This is a genomic window from Clostridium algifaecis, from assembly GCF_017874415.1.
In the GTDB taxonomy this organism is placed as follows: domain Bacteria; phylum Bacillota; class Clostridia; order Clostridiales; family Clostridiaceae; genus Clostridium_B; species Clostridium_B algifaecis.
Map to the genome: position 1 here is coordinate 95,604 of NZ_JAGGLM010000001.1, position 25,759 is coordinate 121,362.

The 25,759-nt window shown below is 30.0% G+C and carries 27 protein-coding genes; 23 read left to right on the forward strand and 4 right to left on the reverse strand.

Annotated elements, in window-relative coordinates; genetic code table 11:
- Positions 1-14 precede the first annotated feature (14 nt).
- The 19 genes from J2Z42_RS00470 to J2Z42_RS00560 all read left to right on the forward strand — a co-directional run bounded on the left by J2Z42_RS00470 (position 15) and on the right by J2Z42_RS00560 (position 16,902).
- The gene (locus J2Z42_RS00470) at positions 15-470 is read left to right on the forward strand and encodes a cell division protein FtsL (protein WP_245331434.1); all 456 of its coding nucleotides are present in this window, start codon (positions 15-17) and stop codon (positions 468-470) included.
- A 6-nt stretch (positions 471-476) separates the two neighbouring features.
- A complete protein-coding gene (locus tag J2Z42_RS00475; protein WP_209700398.1) occupies positions 477-2,669 on the forward strand; it encodes a stage V sporulation protein D in 2,193 nt (730 codons plus the stop codon).
- A gap of 114 nt (positions 2,670-2,783) precedes the next feature.
- The gene (locus J2Z42_RS00480; RefSeq protein ID WP_209700399.1) at positions 2,784-4,241 is read left to right on the forward strand and encodes a UDP-N-acetylmuramoyl-L-alanyl-D-glutamate--2,6-diaminopimelate ligase; all 1,458 of its coding nucleotides are present in this window, start codon (positions 2,784-2,786) and stop codon (positions 4,239-4,241) included.
- A gap of 54 nt (positions 4,242-4,295) precedes the next feature.
- Positions 4,296-5,693 (forward strand): UDP-N-acetylmuramoyl-tripeptide--D-alanyl-D-alanine ligase, encoded by a 1,398-nt coding sequence (locus J2Z42_RS00485; protein ID WP_209700400.1) that lies wholly within the window; start codon positions 4,296-4,298, stop codon positions 5,691-5,693.
- Between the two features lie 35 nt (positions 5,694-5,728).
- Entirely contained in the window at positions 5,729-6,682 is a 954-nt protein-coding gene (gene mraY, locus J2Z42_RS00490) for a phospho-N-acetylmuramoyl-pentapeptide-transferase (protein ID WP_209700401.1), read from the forward strand.
- Between the two features lie 74 nt (positions 6,683-6,756).
- Entirely contained in the window at positions 6,757-7,881 is a 1,125-nt protein-coding gene (gene spoVE / locus J2Z42_RS00495) for a stage V sporulation protein E (protein WP_209700402.1), read from the forward strand.
- A 124-nt stretch (positions 7,882-8,005) separates the two neighbouring features.
- Entirely contained in the window at positions 8,006-8,779 is a 774-nt protein-coding gene (locus J2Z42_RS00500; RefSeq protein ID WP_209700403.1) for a cell division protein FtsQ/DivIB, read from the forward strand.
- Between the two features lie 13 nt (positions 8,780-8,792).
- Positions 8,793-9,518, forward strand: coding sequence for a DUF881 domain-containing protein (locus J2Z42_RS00505; protein WP_209700404.1), 726 nt, complete (start codon positions 8,793-8,795; stop codon positions 9,516-9,518).
- Positions 9,519-9,540: 22 nt separating this feature from the next.
- Positions 9,541-9,885: a small basic family protein gene (locus tag J2Z42_RS00510; RefSeq protein WP_209700405.1), complete on the forward strand. Its 345-nt coding sequence runs from the start codon at positions 9,541-9,543 to the stop codon at positions 9,883-9,885.
- Positions 9,886-9,895: 10 nt separating this feature from the next.
- Complete coding sequence (locus tag J2Z42_RS00515; RefSeq protein WP_209700406.1) at positions 9,896-10,621, forward strand: DUF881 domain-containing protein; 726 nt, start codon at positions 9,896-9,898, stop codon at positions 10,619-10,621.
- A gap of 126 nt (positions 10,622-10,747) precedes the next feature.
- On the forward strand, positions 10,748-11,419 hold the full coding sequence (locus J2Z42_RS00520; protein WP_209700407.1) for a YggS family pyridoxal phosphate-dependent enzyme: 672 nt from the start codon (positions 10,748-10,750) through the stop codon (positions 11,417-11,419).
- 28 nt (positions 11,420-11,447) lie between these two features.
- Positions 11,448-11,909: a cell division protein SepF gene (locus J2Z42_RS00525; protein ID WP_209700408.1), complete on the forward strand. Its 462-nt coding sequence runs from the start codon at positions 11,448-11,450 to the stop codon at positions 11,907-11,909.
- 18 nt (positions 11,910-11,927) lie between these two features.
- Positions 11,928-12,194, forward strand: coding sequence for a YggT family protein (locus J2Z42_RS00530; RefSeq protein WP_209700409.1), 267 nt, complete (start codon positions 11,928-11,930; stop codon positions 12,192-12,194).
- 12 nt (positions 12,195-12,206) lie between these two features.
- Complete coding sequence (locus tag J2Z42_RS00535) at positions 12,207-12,983, forward strand: YlmH family RNA-binding protein (protein WP_209700410.1); 777 nt, start codon at positions 12,207-12,209, stop codon at positions 12,981-12,983.
- A 14-nt stretch (positions 12,984-12,997) separates the two neighbouring features.
- Positions 12,998-13,651, forward strand: coding sequence for a DivIVA domain-containing protein (locus J2Z42_RS00540; protein ID WP_209700411.1), 654 nt, complete (start codon positions 12,998-13,000; stop codon positions 13,649-13,651).
- 50 nt (positions 13,652-13,701) lie between these two features.
- Positions 13,702-14,778 (forward strand): 3-dehydroquinate synthase, encoded by a 1,077-nt coding sequence (aroB, locus tag J2Z42_RS00545; protein WP_209700412.1) that lies wholly within the window; start codon positions 13,702-13,704, stop codon positions 14,776-14,778.
- Between the two features lie 44 nt (positions 14,779-14,822).
- On the forward strand, positions 14,823-15,515 hold the full coding sequence (locus J2Z42_RS00550) for a 5'-methylthioadenosine/adenosylhomocysteine nucleosidase (protein ID WP_209700413.1): 693 nt from the start codon (positions 14,823-14,825) through the stop codon (positions 15,513-15,515).
- A gap of 27 nt (positions 15,516-15,542) precedes the next feature.
- Positions 15,543-15,998 carry a signal peptidase II gene (gene lspA / locus J2Z42_RS00555; protein ID WP_209700414.1) on the forward strand — a complete coding sequence of 152 codons (456 nt, stop codon included), beginning with the start codon at positions 15,543-15,545 and terminating at the stop codon, positions 15,996-15,998.
- The gene (locus J2Z42_RS00560; protein WP_209700415.1) at positions 15,988-16,902 is read left to right on the forward strand and encodes an RluA family pseudouridine synthase; all 915 of its coding nucleotides are present in this window, start codon (positions 15,988-15,990) and stop codon (positions 16,900-16,902) included. Before lspA ends, J2Z42_RS00560 begins: the two co-directional genes overlap by 11 nt.
- A gap of 54 nt (positions 16,903-16,956) precedes the next feature.
- Here the strand turns inward: J2Z42_RS00560 and J2Z42_RS00565 are convergent, their stop codons facing one another.
- From J2Z42_RS00565 to J2Z42_RS00580, 4 genes are all read right to left on the reverse strand, one after another.
- Positions 16,957-17,721 (reverse strand): exodeoxyribonuclease III, encoded by a 765-nt coding sequence (locus J2Z42_RS00565; protein WP_209700416.1) that lies wholly within the window; start codon positions 17,719-17,721, stop codon positions 16,957-16,959.
- Entirely contained in the window at positions 17,718-19,025 is a 1,308-nt protein-coding gene (uraA, locus tag J2Z42_RS00570) for a uracil permease (RefSeq protein ID WP_209700417.1), read from the reverse strand. The genes J2Z42_RS00565 and uraA overlap by 4 nt, the downstream gene beginning before the upstream one ends.
- A 45-nt stretch (positions 19,026-19,070) precedes the next feature.
- Positions 19,071-19,607 carry a bifunctional pyr operon transcriptional regulator/uracil phosphoribosyltransferase PyrR gene (gene pyrR / locus J2Z42_RS00575; protein ID WP_209700418.1) on the reverse strand — a complete coding sequence of 179 codons (537 nt, stop codon included), beginning with the start codon at positions 19,605-19,607 and terminating at the stop codon, positions 19,071-19,073.
- A gap of 184 nt (positions 19,608-19,791) precedes the next feature.
- Entirely contained in the window at positions 19,792-21,528 is a 1,737-nt protein-coding gene (locus J2Z42_RS00580) for an Rqc2 family fibronectin-binding protein (protein ID WP_209700419.1), read from the reverse strand.
- Positions 21,529-21,669: 141 nt separating this feature from the next.
- On the opposite strand from J2Z42_RS00580, the gene dapF reads away from it, so the two are divergent.
- From dapF to J2Z42_RS00600, 4 genes are all read left to right on the forward strand, one after another.
- On the forward strand, positions 21,670-22,491 hold the full coding sequence (dapF, locus tag J2Z42_RS00585; RefSeq protein WP_209700420.1) for a diaminopimelate epimerase: 822 nt from the start codon (positions 21,670-21,672) through the stop codon (positions 22,489-22,491).
- Positions 22,492-22,646: 155 nt separating this feature from the next.
- Positions 22,647-24,080 carry a GspE/PulE family protein gene (locus J2Z42_RS00590; protein WP_209700421.1) on the forward strand — a complete coding sequence of 478 codons (1,434 nt, stop codon included), beginning with the start codon at positions 22,647-22,649 and terminating at the stop codon, positions 24,078-24,080.
- A 26-nt stretch (positions 24,081-24,106) separates the two neighbouring features.
- Positions 24,107-25,303 carry a type II secretion system F family protein gene (locus J2Z42_RS00595; RefSeq protein ID WP_209700422.1) on the forward strand — a complete coding sequence of 399 codons (1,197 nt, stop codon included), beginning with the start codon at positions 24,107-24,109 and terminating at the stop codon, positions 25,301-25,303.
- An 18-nt stretch (positions 25,304-25,321) separates the two neighbouring features.
- The gene (locus tag J2Z42_RS00600; RefSeq protein ID WP_209700423.1) at positions 25,322-25,735 is read left to right on the forward strand and encodes a prepilin-type N-terminal cleavage/methylation domain-containing protein; all 414 of its coding nucleotides are present in this window, start codon (positions 25,322-25,324) and stop codon (positions 25,733-25,735) included.
- Positions 25,736-25,759: the final 24 nt, after the last annotated feature.

The following is a 25,759-nucleotide window of genomic DNA, read 5'->3' on the forward strand; positions in this document are numbered from 1 at the left end:
ATAAAGTGATAGTGATGAATGAAGACAAAATTGTAAATGGGAATAATGCTATACAGCCCGAATATACTGAAGAAAAGAGAATAGTAAAGAGAAAACGAACTAATAAAAATAAAGTTAGAAATAAATTAAGAGTTATAAGAAATATTGGAATAATTTTTATAATTGGCATAATACTTATATCTAGATATTCTGCTATATACAATATGCAGATGGAATTAAATTCTACTCAGAACAGGATAGAAAATTTAAATACAGAAAATGGGAACTTGATGGTCGAACTTGTAAAATATAATAATTTACAATATATAGAGGATAATGCGATAAACAAGCTGCATATGATTCAGCCATCTAAAGCCTCAGTTGTTTATGTGGATTTAAATAAGTCAATTGTAAAACAGGAAACATCGGATAAAAATAATAAAAAATTTAATACAGTTTTAAATAAGCTAAAGCAATTTAAATGGAGGTAAAAGTAATTGTCTAAAAATGAATACAGAGATAAAGTTATAATAAGAAAAAGGATGATAATAGTTTTTAGCTTTTTATTTATAACTTTTCTTCTGCTGGTAAGTAGGATGATTTACATAATGATTTATAAATCACCTAAACTTAAAACTATGGCAGTGGCTCAATGGACAAGTGATGTAAAAATTGATGCTAAAAGAGGTAGAATTTTAGACAGGAACAACAATGAACTAGCTATAAGTGCTAATGTGTACAGGGTAGACCTGGATATGAATACGTTAAGAGACACAATGAAAGAAAAAAAGCTTTCAAGTGAGCAGGTATCATCAATGATTGCAACTTCACTTTCAATGGATAAAAGTGATGTTTTAAAAATTCTAAATAAGAAACTTCCGGGAGGACTTCCACTAGGTTCTGCCACTTTAAAGAGAAGAATAGAAAAAAGTGAGGCAGATAAAGTAAGAAATCTAAAATTAAATGGGATACTGATATCTGCAGATACAAAACGGTATTATCCAAATAATAATTTCCTATCGCATGTTATTGGACATACTAATTCTGATGGTACAGGACTTACAGGGGTTGAGCTTTATTACAACAAACAGCTTTCAGGTACTCCAGGTAGAAGAATTACTGAGACAGATAGCAAAAGCAAAGATTTACCTGACACTATTTCAGAATTTACAAAGCCTGTAGATGGAAATGACTTAGTATTGACAATTGACAGTATGATACAGCACTTTGCAGAAAAAACAGCAGAACAGGCTTTAAAGGATAATAAAGCCAAAGCTGTAAGCATAGTGGTAATGAATCCTGAAAATGGAGAAATTCTGGCTATGGTCAATAAACCTGACTATAATCCAAATGATCCATGGCAGGAAGGAAAATCCTATGCTGAACTTCAAAAAACATGGAGAAACAGAGCTGTAAGCGATACTTTTGAACCAGGTTCCATATTTAAAGTTGTAACAGCTGATACTGCACTTGAAACAGATTCTGTTGATGTAAATAATGATACATTTGCATGTGATGGGAGCATTACTATAGGAAACAGAACCATACACTGCTGGAAACGTACAGGTCATGGTACTGAAACATTTTCAGACATACTTAAAAATTCATGCAATGTAGGATTTGCACAGCTTGGAAAGAAAATAGGGAAGGAAAAGCTAAATGAGTATATACATAAATTTGGCTTTGGACAGAAAACTGGCATAGATCTTCCAGGAGAGGCAAAGGGAATTGTAAAAAGTACACAGAATATAAGTGATATAGATTTGGCTACCATATCTTTTGGACAGGCAAATACTGTAACTGCAATTCAATATTTAAAGGCTTTTAATACTGTAGCAAATGGTGGATATTTTATAACGCCTCATGTTATGAAAGAAATAGATCATTATGATGATAACAGTAATCAGGAGATAGTTGATAAAAAGTATGATCTTTCGGGTAAAAACAAACAAAAAATATTGGACTCTGCAAAAGCAGCACAGCTGAGAGGATATCTGGAGAGAGTAGTTTCAGAAGGTGGAGGAAAAAATGCCTTTATAGATGGTTATCATATAGCAGGAAAAACTGGAACCGCTCAAAAGGCGGGAGTTGGAGGATATCAGTCTGGAAAATATGTGGCTTCCTTTGCCGGTATGGCACCTTCAAGTAATCCTAAAATTACACTCCTTGTGTCTATAGATGAGCCTGATCCTTCAAATTATTATGCAGGGCAGACAGCAGCTCCGGCAGCTAAACAGCTTTTTAGCGATATATTCAACTATCTTTCAATAAAGAGTGATGCAAGTTCTCAGGAAATCGCAAAAAGTATGCTTAAAAATGTAGTTATCCCTGATGTAAGAGGAATGAAGTCATCTGATGCACAAAATGCACTCAAACAATTGAATTTAGTTCCAGAGTCTGATAATAAGGGAGAATATGTGGTGGATATGAATCCTAAACCAGGTTATACAGTTAAAGAGGGAAGCAAGATATTACTTTACACTTCACAAAGTGCAGACTATAATAAAGTAGTGACAGTTCCTGATGTAAGAGGTACAACTACGGACAGTGCAAACAGTGTGTTCAATAGTTTGGGATTAAAGGCAAACTTTGATGAAAAAGGAATGGTAGATGAACAGAGTGTAGAACCCGGTAAAGAAGTTCAGAAGGGTACTACTATAAATCTTCATGCAGAAATACTTGGAGATTAGATAAGGGCATGCAATACCACTGTTGGTTGTTGCATGCCAATGTTATGTAAATATGAATATAAATTTTTATAAAAAATTTTAATCCAATAATACTTAATTTGAGGGGTGTATAGCATGAATTTAAAAAATATACTTTATAAAATAAATTATAAGGTTATCAGAGGCACAGATGATTTAGAAATAAGAGAGATTCAATATGATTCAAGAAAAGTTAAAAATGGAGACCTTTTTATATGCATTGAAGGTTACAAGACTGATGGGCATAAATATATTGACAGTGCATGTAAAAATGGTGCAGCAGCTATAATTTGCAGCAGAAATATAGAAAAATTGCCGGATTGTAATATTATAAAAGTGGATGATACAAGAAAGGTAATGTCTTTGGCTGCTTCAAATTATTATGGCAATCCTTCAAGCAAAATGAAGATTATAGGAATAACAGGTACTAATGGAAAAACTACATCTACATTTATGATTAAATCTATTTTGGAAGCTGCAGGATATAAAGTGGGTTTAGTTGGAACTATTGCAAATTACATAGGAAATAAAAAACTTCACTCTGATAGAACTACCCCGGAATCCCTCGATTTACAGAAGTTATTCAAAGATATGGCAGACAGTGGTGTGGATTATTGTGTCATGGAGACTTCATCTCATTCACTCTATTTGAATAGAATATATGGAGTAAAATTTTCTCAGGCGATATTTACAAATCTTACAAGAGATCATCTTGATTTTCACAAGACTTTTGAAAATTACTACAATGCAAAGCTCATACTCTTTAAGAATACATTGAATTCAATAATAAATATGGATGATGAGTACGGTGAAAAAATATATAAGGATGCAGGAGGCAATAAGCTTACCTATGCTATTGAAAAATCTGCTGATATAAAGGCAGACAATTTGAATATGCATTCTAGAGGTGTAGAATTTGATGTAACATATAAAAATGAGACTCAACATATAAATCTAAATATACCTGGAAAATATAATGTTATGAATGCACTTGGAAGTATAGGTGCCTGTGTTAATGAAGGCATAGACATTAAAATTGTAAAGCAGGGACTTGAAAATTTGCTTGCTGTACCTGGAAGATGCGAAATTGTAACTCATGGATATAATTTAGACTATGAAATTATAGTTGATTATGCCCATACTCCAGATGGTTTGAAAAATATACTCAATACGGTTAGAGAGTTTAAAAAAGGAAGGCTTATAGCTGTATTTGGCTGTGGTGGAGACAGAGACAATACAAAGAGACCTATAATGGGAAAGATAGGCACGGACTTATCCGATTTTGCAATAATAACATCTGACAATCCAAGAACAGAGGAACCTATGAGTATAATACATGAAATAGTTTCTGGAATCCAGAAGAAAAATTATGAAGTTATTGAAAATAGAAGGGAAGCCATAAAGGCGGCAATGAAAATGGCACAAAAAGATGATATAGTGGTTATAGCAGGTAAAGGGCACGAGGATTATCAGATATTAAAGGATAAAACTATACATTTTGATGAAAGGGAAGTAGTGGCAGAGATCGTTAAGGAACTTGAGTCTGAAAGGTAAAACTATTACTTCATTATAAAATTGTAAGTTGAAAAAGAAGGGAGAATGTTTAGCTTGGAATATATGAGCTTTGAAGATATAGTTAAGGCAATAAATGGTAAAGTAATATTAAAAGGCAAATATGGCGGCTTTGGCAAAGTCAGCACTGATACTAGAAAAATAGAAGAAAAAGACATATTCATTGCACTTAAAGGAGATAACTTTAATGGAAATGAATATGCCAAACTTGCAAGTGAAAAAGGTGCTTCTATATGTATTGTAGATGAAATAAAATATAAAGACAGTGATATACAAAATTATACCACTATAATTAAAGTTGAAAACACCAGACAAGCACTTCTTGACCTGGCAGAGGCTTATAGAAATACACTTGACATCAGGATAATAGGAGTAACAGGTTCTGTAGGAAAGACTTCAACTAAGGATTTAGTGGCAGCAGCTCTCAGCTCAAAATTCAAGGTATTTAAGACAGAAGCTAACTTTAACAATGAAATAGGACTTCCAAAGATGATATTTAAGCTGGATAACAGTTTTGACATAGCAGTACTTGAAATGGGTATGAATAATTTAGGAGAAATACATAACATGGCTAAAGCTGCAAGGCCTGATATTGCAATCATAACTAATATTGGTACAGCACATATTGGAAGGCTTAAAACGAGAGAAAACATACTTAAGGCAAAACTTGAAATAACAGATTTCTTTTCTAATAAAAATATACTTGTAATAAATAACGATAATGATTTATTATCAGAGGTAAAAAGTAATAATTTTAAAATAAAAAAAGTATCATTAGATAATGAAGGAGATATAACAGCTTCAGATATAAAACTTATGGAAAATTCCATTGATTTTTTGATAAAGGAAAATAATTCGAATACAGGTGAAAGCATATCTGTAGAGGTTCCTGGAAAACATAGTGTCCTAAATGCTCTATTTGCTGTTATTTGCGGTAGACTACTTAATATGAGCTATAGTGATATAAGAGAAGGACTTAGAAATTTGAAAACTACCAATATGAGACTAGAAGTTACAAAGGGAACCAAATTTACCATAATAAATGACTGCTATAATGCAAATTTAGATTCTATGAAAGCAGCAATAGATGTGCTTTCAGGTTACAGCGGAAATAGAAAAATTGCAGTGCTTGGAACTATGGGCGAGCTTGGAGAAAGTTCAGTTAAACTCCATAGGGAGGTTGGAAGATATGCTGCAAAAAATGAAATTAATTTGCTAATTGCAATAGGTGAATACAGTAAAGATTATAGATCAGGCTTTGAAAGTGTACAGAATGAAAATGGAAAAGTGATGGAATTTCAGGATTATAATAAAGTAGTGGAATTTTTAACTCATGAATATATAAAAAAACAGGATGTAGTACTTGTTAAAGCTTCAAGGTCTATGAAATTTGAAAGTATAGTTCTAAAGTTAAATGAAAATATCGACAAATAGGAGGCGGAAATGCTCTTTTATGGGCATCATTATATATGTATAGATTAATTTATTCAGTGTTAGTAGCATTTTTTATAGCAATTTTAGAAGGACCAGTTTTAATTCCAATATTACATAAACTTAAATTTGGGCAAAGCGAAAGGGCGGAAGGGCCTAAAAGCCATCAAAAAAAGGCAGGTACTCCAACCATGGGTGGAATAATATTTATATTATCTTCCTTTATTACAATGTACATAATAGTTAAAAAACCAACAGACGAATCAATGGTTGCTCTTTATTCACTTCTGGCCTTTGGAATAATAGGAGGTATAGATGATGCACTTAAAATAAAAAGAAAACAAAATTTAGGACTTAGGGCATACCAGAAAATGATACTTTTGCTTGTTGCATCAGTTGGATTTGCATATTATTCAGCTAATAATCCGTATATAGGCACTTCCATAATATTCCCATTTGTTAAAAAAAGTTTTGATATAGGCAAATTCTATATACCATTTATAGTTGTATTCTTTGCGGCAACTACTAATGCGGTGAATTTAACAGATGGATTGGATGGACTTGCAACCTCTGTTACATTACTTGTAATGACATTCTTTTCATTGGTAAGCCTGGCTATGGGACATATAACTCTAGCAATTTTTTGTGCAGTTGTTGCAGGTTCACTCCTTGGATTTTTAAGATATAATGCTTTCCCGGCACAAATTTTTATGGGGGATACAGGTTCTTTAGCACTTGGAGGTGCAATTGCTGCTGTAGCTATGATACTAAAATTGGAATTATTGGTTATAATAGTTGGTGGAATATATGTTATTGAAGTATTATCTGTAATACTTCAAGTTATAAGCTTTAAACTTACAGGAAAAAGAATATTTAAGATGAGTCCTATACATCATCATTTTGAGCTTTCGGGCTGGCATGAAACAAAAGTTGTTTCTGTATTTTGTATAATTACTGTTATACTATGTTTAATAGGGTTTTTATCCCTTTAGATTAATAAATACACTTGAAATTATATGCCTTTTTATGTCAGCATTATATAGTAATTAAGTAGGAGGATTATACTATGTATAAATTAAATAAAAATATGGGATCTATAGACTTTATACTCTTCTCAACTATAATGCTGCTCATAGCTATTGGAGTGGTCATGGTATATAGTGCTAGTTCCTATATGGCATTTTTTGATAAAAACATACAGGACAGTACGTATTATTTGAAAAGGCAGGGGCTGTGGGCGATTCTTGGAACAATTTTTATGTTTGCAGCTATAAAATTTGATTATCATAAGATAAAAAAATATACTAAGATACTTATGATATTTTCGGTAATATTGTTGTTGATAGTGTTTGCTTTTGAGGCAACTAAAGGTGCACAAAGGTGGATAAGATTTGGGTCGGTAGGATTTCAGCCATCTGAAATAACCAAGTACATAATTGTACTTTATATGGCAAAAAGTATAGAAGTCAAAGGCGGCAGGAAAATAGGAAGCTTTTTATATGGAGTTCTACCATATCTTTTAGTGTCAGGTTTTTACGCAGGACTTGTACTTGCAGAAAAAAATCTTAGTATAGCAGCAGTAATAATGATAGTAACACTTATTATACTTTACGCATCAGGAGCTAAAATTACTCATATGGTTGGAGTTGTATTATTTGTAGTACTTGGAGGGGTTGCAGGAATAATTCTAGAACCTTATAGAATGGCTAGATTCACAAGCTTCTTAAACCCATGGGCTGATCCTAAGGGAAAAGGGTACCAGCTTATTCAATCTCTTTTAGCTCTTGGTTCTGGAGGGATATGGGGTGTAGGTCTTGGAAAATCAAGACAAAAGTGCTACTACATACCTGAACCTCATAATGATTTTATATTTTCCATAATAGGAGAGGAACTGGGACTTATAGGATGTATTATAATAATTACGCTCTTTATAATTTTTATATGGAGAGGAATTGTTACTGCTATAAAAGCTAGCGATACTTATGGAACCATTCTGGCTACAGGAATAACATCAGTAATAGCAGTACAGGCAATAATTAATATTGCAGTTGTTACAGGTTCCATGCCGGTAACAGGTGTACCACTTCCTTTTATAAGTTATGGCGGATCTTCCCTGCTTTTTAATATGCTTGCGATGGGCGTACTTTTAAATATATCGCGGCAAAGTAAGCTTAATAATATGGCATTGTGATTTTTACACAGTGCTGTATTTTTTTGAATTAATTTATAAAAAATTAATCATAATTTTAATGAAATTAATTTTATTACGTGTTAATATATATTGTGTAAATAGATTATTATAAGTTGGTGTGGATATGGGCAATGCTTTGGTTAAAACTGAAAATGAACTTATTTTAAATAGAAGGAGAAGAAAGAGAATAAGAAAGATATTTTTATTATTTATATTCCTTATTTCAGTATTATTTATACTGTTAATAAAATTACCTTATTTTAATATTAAAAATATTAAAGTTTATGGAAACAAAAATATACAGGATAATAAAATTATAGAACTTTCGAATATATATAAAGGAAATAATATATTTTATATAAATTTAAATTCTTCCAAAAAAAATATATTGAGTGATCCATATATAGATAAAGTAACTATAACAAGAAAATTGCCATCTCAAATAAATATAAATGTAGTAGAGAGAGATGCGGTATTTTATATAAATATAAATAAAGATTTCTATGTAATAAACGAAGATGGTATAGTACTGCAAAAAAGAGACAGCGTAGACAATATGAAATTAGTAGAATTAGATGGAATAAATCCGTCAAGCACTAAAGTAGGAAATGTAATAAAAACAAATGATAATAGAAAAATTGATGCTATCCATAACATTGGAGATTTAATTAAAGACAGTAAAACTTCATTTGATATTAAATCTATAGATGTTTCTAATTCTTTAGATATAAAGGCCTTTAGGTCAAATATGTGTATAAAACTTGGGAGTGCTGATGACATGCAAGAAAAATTGAATAAAGCTTTGAACATAATACAGCAGGAAAAATTGAATGACTCCAGGGGATACATAGATGTAAGATTTGACGGAAATCCAGCATTTTCTGTTGATAATAAGTAGGAGGATGGATCTTATGGGCAAATTTAATTCACAGATAAGTGTTGGAGTAGTATGTGTTATATTGGGTTTCATGTTGGTAAATCAGTTTAAGACACTTATGAATCAGGATAATACATTAAATTTGAAAGGAAACAATAGCAGTGATATAACAGTTGAGATAGATCAGTATAAAAAAGAGAAGGCTTCACTTGAAGGAAAAATAGACGAACTCCAAAAAAAAGTAAAAAATTATGAAGATTCAGCTGCAAGTAAAAGTGCTTCTACTAAAAATCTTTTAGATGAATTGGATAAGACAAGAATATTAACAGGGGAAACGGATGTAAAAGGACCCGGTATAGTTATATATATTAATCCGAGCAATAAAATATTTGGAAATAATTTAGGCGATAATGCAGCAGATAAAATAACAGATAAACATTTGGTTTATTTGGTAAATGAGCTAAGGTTTGCTGGAGCTGAAGCTATATCTATAAATGATATAAGGATTGTCTCAAGAACTGGGATAAGAACAGCTGGAAATTATATACTGATAAATGATGAAAAAATATCGCCGTCAAATAGAATAACAATTCAAGCTATAGGAGATGAAAAATTGTTATATAGTGCCATGAGTTTTCCAGAGGTTTTTTCAGATTTTAAAGATCTAGCAGATATTAAATTTGAAAAGCAAGATAATATATCAATAAATAAATATAATAAATCTTACGAATTTGAATATGCTAAACCAGTTAAAGATTAATTTTGGGAGTGAGTGTAATAATATGGTTGGTTTTTTAGGTCTTATAGTAGGGATAATAATAGGTATAGTTTGGAATGTAAGTATTCCAGATAAATTTTCTCCTTATATGTCTGTGGCTATTCTAGCATGTCTGGATTCAGTATTTGGAGCTATAAAGGCGAATTTATCCAAAGGTTTTAGACCTGATGTATTCATATCAGGATTTTTTGGAAATTCGGTATTGGCTGCAGCACTTGCATATTTAGGAGATAAATTGGGTGTTCCAATATATCTTGCGGCAGTTATAGTTTTCGGAGGAAGAATATTTGACAATTTCGCAACAATAAGAAGAATATTACTTGAAAAAGCTAAGTCTCATAAACACTGAGGTGAGTTAAATGAGAGGTAATGAGGGTAATATATTTGTATTTATTTCATCTTTAATTATTGGAATACTTATATCCACTAATATTGTTATTCCTAAAAAGGAAGGCAGCAGCAAAAGCGTATTTTTAAGTTCACAGCAGTATCAGGATGCATACAACTCTAGGAACAAACTTAGAAGCGATATACTTGGATATATAAGAGAATATGATGAAATTTCAGGAAAAATTCAAAAGTATGAAAAAGATGACAATGATAAACTGAAGATGAAGAATAATATTAATGAAGAATTGGAACAAGATAAAATGATATTAGGTGAAGATGCTGTTGAAGGACAGGGAGTAGAGATAGAAATAAATGATGGATCTACTAATGATAAAATGAGCTTATTTGAGGAGCAAATGAGGATCGTTCATAATACTGATATAATAGAAGTAATAAATGATTTGAAAAATGCTGGTGCAGAAGCTATATCCATAAATGGAAATAGAATAATAGACAGGTCTGAAATTTATTGCAGTGGCCCATTTTTAAGGATAAATGGTATTAAAATAGCGGCACCATTTTTAATATATGCAATAGGCAATAAAAGTGTACTTCATAATTACATGATGTCTAATGAAAATTATTTAAAAATCATGATAACAAGAGGAATATATGTAAAATTAAGTGAACTGAATAAAGTAATAATACCTGCATATAATGGAACTTATAATATAGAATTTATGAAAAAAGATTAAAAAGTTTAAAATTATTAAAAAAAATATTTAAATTTTGAAGGATTTTTTAAATTAATGAAGAATAGATTATAATGTATATATTGAGTTATTTTATGACAGCTAAATATGGTAAAGGAGACGAGAATATTGTCGATTCAAGAAAACTTAGAAAAAATAGAAAAAAATTTAAAAGACAATGTAATTTTATTAGCTGTATCTAAAACCAAACCATCTGAATATATAAAAGAAGCTTATGATTTTGGAATTAGGGATTTTGGTGAAAATAAAGTTCAGGAGCTTATAGATAAGGAATATAAACTTCCAAAGGATATAAGATGGCATCTTATAGGACATCTTCAAAGAAATAAGGTAAAATATATAGTAGGAAAAGTTTATTTGATTCATTCTTTAGATAGTATAAGACTTCTCGAAGAAATAGAAAAACGATATAAAGCTGAAAATTTGATAGCTAATACATTGATTCAGATAAATATAGGAAAAGAAGATAGTAAAACAGGTATATATTTAGAAGATTTGCAGGATTTAATAGATGTCTGTGAAAATTGTAAAAATGTAAAAGTTAAAGGAATTATGTCTGTAATTCCAAAAGGCAATGAAGAGAGCTGCAGAAATTATTTTAAAAAATTGAAAGGTATTTTTGATGATTTGAGCAAAAAGAAGTTTAAAAATATAACTATGGATATATTATCCATGGGCATGACTCATGATTATAAGATAGCTATTGAAGAAGGCTCAAATTTAGTTAGAATAGGTCAGGGAATATTTGGAGAGAGAAATTACGATGTAAAGAAAAAATAATATGTAAAAACATAGGAGGTATTAAATTATGGCTGGTAAAATATTAAATAAGATGATGGGATTTTTAGGACTCGAGGATGATTTCGATGACGAAGAAATTGAAGAGAAGGAAGAACTAGAAGACAAAAAAACCATAAATGGTTCTTCAGAAGTTGAGCCTATAATAAACTCAAGAAGGCAAAACAAAGTTGTAAGTATACATACAACTATTTCAGCTAAGGTTAGAATAGTAAAACCAACTACTTATGAAGAAGCAGCAGACATATGTGATGAATTAAAGAATAGGAAAATTGTACTTATAAATACTACAGGCCTTGAAAATAGAATAGCACAAAGATTGTTGGATTTCATGGGAGGCTCGAGTTATTCACTTGGTGGAAGTCTAGAAGAAATAGAAAAGGGTATATATATACTTTCACCTGCAAATGTTGAAGTAAGTAATGACTTGAAAAGTGAACTTTCAGGAAAAGGGCTATTTAGCTGGAAATAAACACAATTGGAGGAAGAAATGATAAGCGTTATTTTAGGTACTGCAATAGGATTGCTTTTTAGATTTTTAGAAGCAGCAATATTGGTGGATGTAATATTATCATGGATACCAGGTGGTAGAAATGGTAGAATTGCAGAGCTTGTACACGTGTTTACTGAACCTTTTATGAGACCGGGAAGGATACTCCAGGAAAAGATTATGCCTGGACTTATGATAGACTTTTCACCAATAATTGCCCTTCTTATATTGGATATAATCAGAAAAATTGTATTCAGTATAATTTAGGGTGGAGATATTATGGATAAAAAAACTTTTTTGAAAAAATTGGACTTTGTTCCGCAAAATATTTCATCAAATATATACGACAAGCTAATTCTAGCTAAAAAAACAAATAAAAATACTTATACAAATGAATTTTATACACCTAATATATGGCAAACAGTACAGAATATGAAATATGAAATTGATTTAAATGTACAAAGCTTTGGTATATTTAAAGATGCAGAGAGAAGAATGATATTATTTTCTATGAATGATTGTATAGAAGATTATCCTATAGACTTGATAAAGATAAATATAAAGTCCAAATTCTCCAAACTTTCCCATAGAGATTATCTAGGTGCTCTTATGTCACTTGGACTTAAAAGAGAAAAATTTGGAGATTTAATATTAAATGGTGATGAAGGCTGCTATTTTTGCTGTTCTAATGATATAAGTGATTATGTAAAGATGAACTTTAATAGCGTAAAGAATCTGAACTGCAGTGTAGATATTTTGGATTTTAATACAGTTGTTGTTCCGGAATATAAATTTGAAGAATTAGTTATAAATGTTCCATCTATGAGGCTTGATTCCATAGTTGGTTCAATTTGTAATTTATCCAGAAGCAAAGCTGAAATGATTATAAAGAGTGGAAAAGTTCAGCTGGATTATTTTGAATGTACTAAAAAAGATAAAATTTTGAAGGATAATTCAACTATAATTATAAGAGGATATGGTAAATTTAAGTTTGTAGAAGAGATAGGACATACTGGAAAAGGAAGAAATAAATTACTTATAAAAAAATTTAGTTAATTTGAGGTGGTATTGTGTTAATAACAGTTGCAGATATAACCAATAAAGAATTTAAAAGAGGACTTAGAGGATATAATGTAGATGATGTAGATGAATTTTTAGATAAAATAGCACAGGATTTTGAGGCTGTTAATAAAGAGAACTCTAATTTGAAAGAAAAATTAAAGTCTGCACAGGAAAAGTTGGATCATTATAACAAGATGGAAAATACTATACAGAATACACTTCTTCTGGCTCAGAATGCTTCTGATCAAGCAAAAGAAAATGCTAAGAAAGAAAGTGAACTTATAGTAAAGAATGCAAATGAAACTTCTAAGAAAGTAATAGATAAAGCTCACAATGATGTCATTCAGATTAATGATGAATTTGAAAGGGTAAAACAGGAGTTTGTTAAATTCAGAAGCAAGTATAGAAATTTTATGGAGTCTCAACTTGAGATGTTTGATGATATGGAAAAAAATTTTGTAAAAAATTATAATATTGGTTATGAAGAAAGCCAAAACTTAGGTACAAATGAGATACCTGTAAAAGAAAAAGAAATTGAAGTTGTACCTGATAAGGATGAAAATGATAATAAAAATGACATATCAAATATTGAAGTTAAAGATGAAGTTCCAACTAAAGACGAAGAATTAGAGGAGATTAAGAATTTTTTTATAAAGGGATAAAAATGCCACTCTCAGGAGTGGATTTTTTTAATAATACGGGTGGTGTAAATATGAAAGAAATGACGGTAAAATCTACAATTAAAAATTATAAAGTATATATAAGCAATAACCTGAATGAATTTTTTGATGTGATAAAAACTTATGAGAACAATGGAAAAATATTTTTAATTACAGAAGATATTGTATATAAATTATATAAGGATACAATAAAAAGTATTGAAAGTAAAGTTAATTGCAGTACTTTTTGTTTTGAAAATGGTGAAGAAAATAAAAGTATAGACACAGTGAAAAAAATATATGACTTTTTACTTGAAAATGGAGCAAATAGAGAAAGTATATTAATTGGACTAGGTGGAGGACTTGTTGGAGATATAGTTGGATTTACAGCATCAACTTATATGCGCGGAATTAAATTTATAAATATACCTACTACAATGCTGTCTCAGATTGACAGCTGTATTGGCGGAAAAGTTGGATATAATTATAATGGAGTAAAAAATTTGATAGGAAATTTTTTTAATCCACAATTTGTATATGTATGTCCGCATTTTTTGGATACATTGAATGATAAACAATTTAAAGATGGATTGGGAGAGCTTATCAAGTACGGAGTTATAGATTCGCAAGAATTTTATGATTATATAAGAAATAATTATAAAGATATACTTATGAAAGATAAAGATAAACTTATATATGTAATAGAAAAATGTTTAAATATAAAAAAGAATGTAGTTGAACAGGACTTTAAGGATACAGGGCTTAGAAATATATTGAATTTCGGGCATACGGTAGGCCATGCAGTTGAAATATCTTCAAATTTTGATATTTCTCATGGAGAGGCAGTGGCACTTGGAACACTTACAGCTTTAAAGATTTCTGAACATAAATTTAATATATCTACTGATATATACAATTCTGTAGAAGACTTAATAAAAAAATTAGGATTGCATACAACATGTAAGATAAATGATTATTCATCATTTATAGCAACTATCAGACATGACAAAAAAAATGATGATAAAATAAGATTTGTACTGATTTATGGATCTTTTGGAGATTACAAGATAAAAGTTGAAGTAAGTGAAGACGAAATTTTAAGAGCACTTAAAGAATCTATTGATAAATAATTTATAGCAATTGTTAATTGCGGATTGAAAGGAAAAGTGATTTTATGACAACTGGAATAATTGGAGCTATGGACGAAGAAATTGAGATATTATTATCTAAAATGAATATTGAGAGATCTTATGAGAAAGCAAATATGAAATTTAATTCGGGGACAATATATGATAAAAAAGTTGTTCTAGTTAGATGTGGAATAGGTAAGGTAAATGCAGCAGTATGTACACAGATACTTGTGGATGATTTTAAAGTCGATAAAGTGATAAATGTTGGAATAGCAGGTGGACTTGGCGAAAATATATATCCAGGTGATATTGTAATTGCAGATAATTTAGTACAGCATGATATGGACACTACAGCTTTTGGAGATAAGATAGGTCAGATACCGAGACTTAATACATATGAATTCAAGTGTGACAAAGAACTTGTACTTAAAGCTAAAGATGCCTGCAATTCAATAGAAGGCAATAAAAATAGTTTTGTTGGAAGAATAGTTACAGGAGATCAATTTATATCAAGTGAAGATAAAACTAAATGGCTTTTAAAGGAGTTTAATGCACTGGCTTGTGAGATGGAAGGCGGAAGTATTGCCCAGGTATGTTATTTAAATAGTGTTCCATTTGTTGTGCTGAGATCCATATCAGATAATGCAAATAATGGAGCACATATGGATTATAAAAAATTTGAAACCATTGCCATAAAGAGTTCTACAGAAATACTTGATTATATGCTTAAAAATTAAAATTCCTTATTATATGGGAGGCAGTGAATGCTAATACTAATAATAATATTTGGACTGATAATAGATAGGCTTACTAAAATATGGGCAATTAATGTACTATCAGGCGTATCTGAAATTACCATAATAAAAAACTTTTTTTCATTTTTGTATATTGAAAATAAAGGGGCAGCTTTTGGTATTTTTCAGAATAAGACGGTATTTTTGACCATAATTACTGTAATTATTATGATAGGCATAGTATATTATATTGTAAGATATAAACCAAGGAATATATTTGTAAATGTGGCTCTTTCACTTATAATAAGCGGGGCACTTGGAAACTTAATAGATAGAATATATTACAGATATGTAGTTGATTTTATATCTCTTCATTATAAAGAAGTTTATTATTTTCCAGTATTTAATGTGGCAGATATTATGGTGGTACTTGGAACTATAATTCTTGTATTTTGTTTGTTGAGGGAAGATAAAAATGGAAACTAGAAAATTATTATTTGAGGAAAATGAAGATACAAGGCTGGACGTATTTTTGAAACAATATTTTAAAGATAAATCAAGGTCACATATACAGAAGCTAATAGAAGAAAAATTAGTTACTGTAAATGGCAAGATTAAAAAAAGCAATTACAAGCTTAAATTTAATGATGAAGTTTCTGTGATTTTAAAAGAACCGGTAAGCCTTAATATAGAACCTGAGGAAATACCTCTTGATGTATTATACGAAGATAGGGATGTAATAGTTGTAAATAAGCCTCAGGGTATGGTAGTCCATCCTGCGGCAGGGATAAAAACAGGCACTCTTGTAAATGCACTTCTCAGTTATTGCAGTGATTTATCTGGCATAAATGGAGTTACACGACCTGGTATAGTACATAGAATAGATAAGGATACCTCGGGAATACTCGTGGTGGCTAAAAATGACAATTCCCATAATAAATTGGCAGAACAGCTAAAGGATCATTCAATGACAAGAGAGTATATTGCTTTGGTTGAGGGTGTCTTAAAGGAAGAGAAAGGTACTATTGACAAACCGATTGCAAGGCATCCGAAAGACAAGATTAAAATGGCAGTAGTTTTAAATGGTAAAAGAGCTGTAACTCATTACAGTGTTATTGAAAGATTTAAAAATAATACTTTGGTTAAATGTGTACTTGAAACCGGGAGAACTCATCAAATAAGGGTACATATGGCTTATATAGGGCATCCTCTTGTAGGAGATCCTGTATATGGATATAAAAAGCAGAGATTTAAATTAGAAGGACAGCTTCTTCATGCCAGAAAGCTTGGCTTTATCCATCCATCAACAGGAAAATATATTGAATTTGAAACTGAAATACCAGAATATTTTAAGAGGATAATAAATATTTTAAAAAAAGAAAACAATTAAAAGATGATGCTACAAAACTAAGCAATGGTTTTGCAGCATCATCTTTATTTGAATTTAAAATTTTAAATCTACCATGATAGGACAATGATCAGATCCTGTAACATCTGTCAATATTGTGGCATCTTCAACATTATCCATCATATTATTTGAAACGAAGTGATAGTCTATTCTCCAGCCTGCATTTCTTTCTCTGGCTTTAAATCGATAACTCCACCATGAATATTCAACTTTATCGGGATTTTTGAATCTAAAGGTATCTGTATAACCATTTGATATGAAATTATCAATCCAGTGTCTTTCAATAGGCAAAAATCCAGATTTTTTTGAGTTTGACTTAGGATTTTTTATATCAATTTCATTGTGTGCTATATTATAATCACCACAAATTAAAATCTTTTTACCAGAGCATACCAGCTTATTGCAATAAGTCAGGATTGCATCTAAAAATTCCATTTTATAATTTAATCTATCATCGCTCATTTGACCATTTGGAAAGTATATATTAAGCAGTGTAAATTTATCGAATTCAAGTATAAGAATTCTTCCTTCATTGTCAAATATATTGATTCCAATACCATGTTCAACAGATATAGGTTTAATTTTTGTGTAAATTGCAACTCCGCTGTAACCTTTTTTTTCTGCAAAGCTAAAATATGAATTATATCCATCTATATTTTTTAAATTGATGTCTAAATTATTTTCCTGGAGTTTGGTTTCTTGTATACATAGTATATCAGGGCTTTCTTCATTTACCCATTGAAAAAAATTCTTTTTTGCAATTGCCCTGAGTCCATTTACATTCCAGGAGTATATTTTCATATAGCTTCTTCCTCCTCTGAGTTTTTCAATTCATTGGCACTGTTTTCTGGGAGTATAAGATTTAACACGATTCCAACAATAGTTGCCAGTGCAACTCCTGATATTTCAACAGGTGCTCCTCCTACCATAAATTTTATGGAAGCTCCGCCAATTCCTATTACTATTATAACAGAAGCAAGTATTAAATTCCTATTTTTACTGAAGTCTATTTTGTCCTCTACAAATATTCTAAATCCTGAAGAAGCAATTATTCCAAACAGCAATATGCTTACTCCTCCAATTACAGGCATTGGCATATTTTCAATTAAGGCAGCTACAGGTCCTATGAAAGATAACAATATAGCTATTATTGCAGCACCGCCTATTACCCATACACTATATACTTTGGTTATTGCCATAACGCCTATATTTTCTCCATAAGTTGTAGTTGGAGGTCCTCCTGCAAAACCTGCAAATATAGTTGCAACACCATCTCCAAGTATAGATCTGTTAAGTCCGGGTTCTTTTGTAAAATCTCTTCCTACTACATTGTTTGTTACATAAATATGTCCTATGTGTTCTGCCAGTGTTACAAATGAAATAGGAGCCATAAGTATAATAGCGTTGACGTTGAATTTTGGGAACATAAAAGGTGGAATTTTAAATAATTTGGTAGATAGTATGACATCTATAGTATGTTTTGGTACTACTCCAAGTACTATGGCAGATATATATCCTACTATAATTGCGATTAGTATAGGTATTATTCCTAAAAATCCTTTGAAGAACATAGTTCCAAATACACCAACTACCAGAGTTATTATAGCTACGGCCATCCATGCCCATCTTGCTACACTTTGCATTTGGTCTGTTGAATAGCTAGGATTGAATCCAGACCAGTTTATTGCAGTTCCTGCAAGACCGAGACCGATTACTATGACTATGGAACCTACTACAACATTAGGCAGTGCCTTGTTTAGCCAGTCAACACCGCAGAAGTTTATTATAAGAGATACTATTAGATATACACATCCTGCAGCTATTACACCTGACAACATTGATGCGGGACCATAGCTTTTTGAGGCAATAAGTATTGGACTTATGAAAGCAAAAGAAGATCCAAGATAAGCTGGAAGTTTTGCTTTAGTACACAATATGTATAAAAGTGTTCCAATTCCACTGCAGAACAGTGCTATTGATGGACTCATGCCAGTCAGTATTGGGACAAGTATGGTAGAACCAACCATAGCAAATAAATGCTGAAAGCTAAGTGGTATGGTAATTCCTATAGGCAGTTTTTCTTCTACATCTACAATATTTTTCATTAATACACTCTCCTTTTTTAGTCTCACCGGACTATATTAAAAGTTCTATATTTCATAAATTTTAACAGAATCAGTTTTGTCTACTTCTGAAACTTCCACAGATACAATTTCACTTTTGGAAGTAGGAATATTTTTGCCTATATAATCTGGTCTTATTGGAAGCTCACGGTGGCCTCTGTCTATTAATACTGCTAATTGTATAATTTTTGGCCTTCCCAAATGTATAATGGCATCTATAGCAGCTCTTACTGTTCTTCCTGTATGAATTACATCATCAACCAATATAACTTTTTTGTTTTTTACATCTATTAGGTTTGCATTTTTTATTAAAGGTTGATTCCAGGTGCTATTGTCTAGATCATCCCTGTAAAAGCTTATGTCTACACTTTCTACAGTTAATTTTGTACCTTCTATATTTTCTATATTTTTGGCTATTCTTTTAGCTATAGGATAACCTCTTCTTTTTATTCCTATAAGTATTAAATTATCTATTCCATTATTTTTTTCAATTATTTCGTGAGATATTCTTGTTAAAGTTCTTTTCATAGCTTTATCATCTAAAATAAGTGCTTTTAACTTCAAAATTATCACCGCCTTTCTCAAGCTTATAATTTATTGTGGAAAAGTTTTAATATAAAATGCTCTTCTCAGTGAGAAGAGCATAATAAAGCCATACTAAAAAATACCTTGTTGACCTCACTGGATCATTTAAAGGACTATAAAATTCTAATTTATTATAGAACAAATTAGAACTAAATTCAACATTTTATTGCAATTGTTTTATATTTGGCTTTTTAGAATCTACATAAATAGTTTTATTAGTATAGTAAATTACCATCCCAGGTCTTGCACCATTTGGTTTATGCACATTTTTAACTTGAGTATAATCAACTGCAACCTTTGAAGAATCACGTGCTTTGCTGTAATAAGCGGAAAGAGCTGCTGCTTCCTCTAAAGTCCTGTCTGGAACTTCACCAAAATTTTTAACTATTACATGTGAACCAGGAATTTTTTTTGTATGAAGCCATATATCCTTCTTCTCTGCAAACTTTAAAGTAAGATGATCATTTTGGATATTATTTTTACCTACATATATTTCTATACCGTCACTTGATATAAATTTCATAGGATTTGAAGGTTTTGAATTTTTGTTTTTAAAGGATTTTTTAAATCGTATATATCCACTTTCCATGAGTTCTCTTTTTATGTCTTCTATGTCTTCATAACTATCTGCATTTTTTATATTGGCAAGTACAGAATTTAAATATTCCAGTTCGTCCTCTGAAAGCTTCAGTTGTACTAGAGCAGCTTCTTCTGTTTTTTTAAGTTTATTATATTTTTTAAAATAATGTTGTATATTTTCAGAAGGAGTTTTATTCTCATCTAATTTTATATCTATATAGTCCATTGTACTGCTGTAAAAATTTTGTATGTGAGCAGTTTTATCACCTTTTTTAATGCTGTATATATTTGAAGTCAATAATTCTCCAAGTATTCTAAATTTATCTTTTTTACTGGCATTTTGCAGTTCTTTTGTAAATATTTTTATCTTTTTGTTGCATCTGTCGAGGTTTAAATTTATCAATCTTTGAAGATCGGAACTCTTATTATTTAATCTATCTGCTTTATCCTTTTTAAAGTAGTATTCTTCAAGGAGTTCAGATGGAGAAGTATAGGTTTTGTATTCTGAATCATAAATATGTAAAAGTTTCATACAGTAAAAATCTTTTATTCTTTCATTTTTTAAATAGGAACTAAAGTGAAAATTGCAAGCTTTAATATCATTAAGTATATTTGTTATAAAATTAAATATAGTGTCAATAAGATTATCATCTTCATCTGGATATTTTTCTTTAAATTCAAAATAAAGCTCTTTTGAAAATACTGTACTGAAGCCTGTAAAAGTATTTGAAAAAAAATTAAAATCAAATAATGTGCAATTATCTTTTATGAATTTTTCAAGGTCATCTTTTACAAATTGAAAGGGATTCAATTTATGGGAAATCGGTGGAAATATATAATTTATTCCTGGATAAATAGATCTAACTGAATTTATTTCAGGAGTTAAATGTTTAATACTGTCCATGATTAAATTATCCCGTTTGCGTATAAGGGTTATGTTGCTGTGTCTTCCCATAATCTCTATAATTAAGGTATATACACTGTTAAAGCCCATTTCATCAGAACTTTCAAAATCTAAAAATATTACTCTATCTGTATCAAGTTGTCTTATATTTATCAATTTTCCGGAATTTATATATTTCCTTAAAACCATACAGAACATAGGTGCCTTTTTAGGATTTACCTTGCTTATTTTTGTAAGATGTATTTTAGGATAAATTGAGCTTATACTCATTAGGAGTTTATAAGTTTTTCTGTTAAATTTTATGGTAAGAACTATTTCATCTTTTTCTGGTTGGTTTATTTTTTCTACTTTTCCACCAAGTATAGTATTTTTTAATTCATTTAGTATACTGTGTATAAAAATGCCGTCTAAAGCCATATATTTCATCCTTTCATAAATGGTATATTTATAAATTATAACATTTTAAATTTTTAAAATAAAGTTAGCAGAAATTCGTTGATAAAAGGATATTTCAGTAGTAAACTAAAAACAAACTACATTTGAGGAAGGTGATATGACATGAAATTTACTAAAATTCAAGGTACTGGAAATGATTTTATTATAATTGACGATAGAGAAAATAAATTTATTGGAAGAGAAAGCGAGCTTTCAAAAAAACTTTGTGATAGACATTTTGGAATTGGTGGAGATGGAATATTATTAATAAGAAAAAGCAATATTGCCTCTATACAGATGGTTATAATCAATTCAGATGGCTCTTATGCAGCTATGTGCGGAAATGGGATACGATGTTTTGCAAAATATGTTTTTGACGAAGGAATATTAAGTGACAATCCTGTTAAAATAGAAACCGGGGATGGAGTAAAAGAAGCATTCTTAAATTTAAAAAATGGAGTTGTGGAAAGTGTAACTATAGATATGGGCAAACCTTCTTTTTTACCTCATGATATACCAGCTGAATATAACAAAGAAATAGTAGATGAAAAAATAAATGCAGGCGACAGAGAATATAGTATTACTACTATGCTTATGGGAGTTCCACATACTGTAGTATTTGGAAAATTGAAAAATTATGATACCGTGGAAGGAAGAAATATTGAAAAATATAAAATTTTCCCGGAAGGAACTAATGTGAATTTTTGCGAAGTAATAAATAATGAGGGTATTAATATAAAGACATGGGAGAGGGGAGCAGGTGCAACACTAGCTTGTGGTACCGGATGCTGTGCTTCCGCTGTTGCTGCAAATAAATTAGGCTTTACTGGAAAAAAAGTTTCAGTTAAAGTGCCTGGAGGACAGTTATTCATCGAAATAAAGGATACAGGGGTATTTATGACGGGACCAGCAGTAGTTTCATTTAAAGGTGAGTATGAAATTTAATTAAGTACAAAATTGCTGTAATAAAATATATGTAAATAGTTTTAGAATATGCATGCTAATTTAAAACATGCATATTTTTATTTAAAATTTATAATATTATGTTTATATAGATATTTTATGGCAATAATCTAAAATAACAGATTAATGGGAAGAAGATGAATATTTTGCACTATGATGCTTTAAAAACTGTAGATTTAGAAAATATTATTGTAGATAAAAATTTGGTTAAAGCGATACCTGAAGAAATGGCTAGAGAAAATTGCATAATAGCTTTAAAAAAAGTAGAAAATAAAATTTATTTAGTTACAGATAAGAAACCAGATTTTTATATTGAAGAAAAAATAAAATTTATACTCAAAAGTGATATTGTGTTTTTAAGATTAAATAAAGAAAATGTTTTAAAACTTATAGATAAATTTTATTACCGTGAAAAATTTGATCACGCAATAAATAATATTGATTTTTCTCCCGATAAATTATTAAAAAAAGACAGTATAGAGTTTAAAAATTCACCGGTTGTTAAGGCAACAAATTATATAATTGATAGAGCGATAGAAGAAAGGGCAAGTGATATTCATATTGAACCTTTTGAAAATGGCATAAATGTGAGATTTAGGATAGATGGTATTATATATAAACGCTCAAAAATACCTCAAAATGTATATTCACACATATGCACTAGAATAAAAATAATGTCTGATTTGAATATAGCTGAAAAAAGGATGCCGCAGGACGGGAAATTTAAGTATACTAGAAATGGAAAAAAGTATAATGTAAGAGTATCCATACTTCCAACCATATATGGTGAAAAGATTGTAATGAGAATATTATATAAAGATAGAAACATAGTAAAACTTACTAATTTGGGATTTTTGCAGGAGGACGAAGATAAAATAAAAAAACTTTTAAGATCAATGAGTGGAATTATTTTAGCTGTTGGTCCGACCGGAAGCGGCAAATCTACCACGCTTTATTCATTATTGAACAACTTGAATAAAACAGAAAAAAATATAATGAGCATAGAAGACCCTGTAGAATATACTATGGATGGAATAAATCAGATTAATACTAATGATAAGATAGGCTTGAATTTTGCCTGCGGGTTGAGGAGCATATTAAGACAGGACCCCGATATTATTATGATTGGTGAAATAAGGGATGAGGAAACAGCAAATATAGCTGTGAGGGCAGCAATAACAGGACACCTTGTAATAAGCACTCTCCATACAAATAATGCACAGGAAGCGGTGCTTAGATTGGAGAATATGGGAGTACCAAAATATTTTATAGATGATGCTTTAATAGGCATAATATCTCAACGATTGGTTAGAAGAATATGTCCATATTGTAAAGAAAGCTACAATAATTTAGATATGGAATTATCAGGAATAAGCCTAAATGAAACCTTATACAGGAGCAAAGGATGTTTTAAATGCAATTATACTGGTTATATAGGAAGAACTGCAGTGTATGAAATAACTTCTATGAAAAGCAAAATTAAAAGTAGCATTTCAATTCAAGAAAATTGTGCGAATCTTATAAAAAATGGCATCACAACTTACAATGAAATAATTAATTTAAATTTATAACATTTGTTATGGAGGTTGGGTATTTTATGATAGTTAAATACTCTGCATGTAATTTATATGGAAAACATATAAGAGGAAGGTGTAAATATGATAATTTAGACGAATTAAAAAATAAATTAGAAAAAGAAGGTTACTACATATATAAAACTTCTAATAATAAAAAATTTCTACATAGATTGTTTTTTATAAAACCAGGTACGCACAGCATAATGCTTTTTTGCAGCAAACTCAGTATTATGATAAGTTCGGGCATAAGCATATCCAATTGTTTTAATAATTTGGAAATGCAGACAAAAAATATTTTTTTCAAATCAATCTTAAATGACATAAAAAGAGGGGTATTAGAGGGGAACAGTTTATATGATAGTATGAGCAGATTTAAAGAAGTATTTCCAAATTATATGATAGAGATGATAAGAGTAGGGGAAGAAAGCGGAAAACTTGAGGAAATATTAAAAGAATTATCAAAATATTATGAACAAATTTATAAAATGCATTCTAATGTAAAATCTGCAATGATATACCCGGTTATAACATTTGTAACAGCTGTTTTTGTTATAATATTTCTTGTAACATCAGTACTTCCACAATTTTTAGATGTTCTAACAATGAATAATGGTAAAATCCCATTTTCAACTCAAATAATGATAAATATATTTAGCTTTTTCAAAAATTATTATATAGAGATAGTATTAGTACAAATTTCAATTCTATTTGCAGTTTATAGAGGCTTTAAAAATATTAAAGTGAAGCACATTCTAGATAGTATAAAGATACACATACCATATTTGAGCAAAATTTACAATAACATATTAATGCTAAAAATAGCCTTTTCTATGAGCATATTGAGTATATCTGGAATAAACATTTTAAAATCACTTGAGATAACTTCAAAAACTATAAGAAACAGAATAGTAAACGAAAAAATAAACAATTCAATAGAAAAAATAAAATCAGGGGAAAGTATAAATTCCGCTTTTGAAAAAGAAAAAATAGGGAATGAATTATTTATATCAATGATAAAAACTGGAGAAGAAACAGGAAAATTGGATTTGATCTTTAAAAAGTTAAAAATAATGCTTGAAGAAGATGTGAATAGAAGTTTAAAAATAATGGTGAGTTTTATAGAACCATTTACTATAATACTATTATCATTTTTTATAGGAATCTTTGTAATAGCTGCTATTATGCCAGTATTTAATATTATGGACTCAATTTCATAAAAGGAAGGAGAAAAAATTATGAAAAAGCAAAGAAGGTTAATGAATGGTGGATTTACATTAATAGAATTGTTGTTAGTTATATCTATAATTTTAATTCTTGTAGGTTTTTTGGTGCCTAAATTTTCATCTTATGAAAATAAAGCAAAATCAACTAAAGCTGTTAATACTGCTAAGCAACTTCAAACAGCCGCTATGGCCAGTTATGGTGATGATGATGGTAAATTTGTAAAAGATGATGTTCAGGATTGCTTGAGCAAACTTACATCAGCAGATAGTCCACAGGTATTGGACAGCGGAATTGATGATGATAATGTGGGCATAAAATACAAAAGTGATAACAAGGACTATACAATTTATATAAATGCAAAAGAAAATACATACACAGTTAAAGATAAAGATGGATTACAGGTATATCCTAAAGTTATTAAATGATTTCAATATAAAATTGATTTGGAG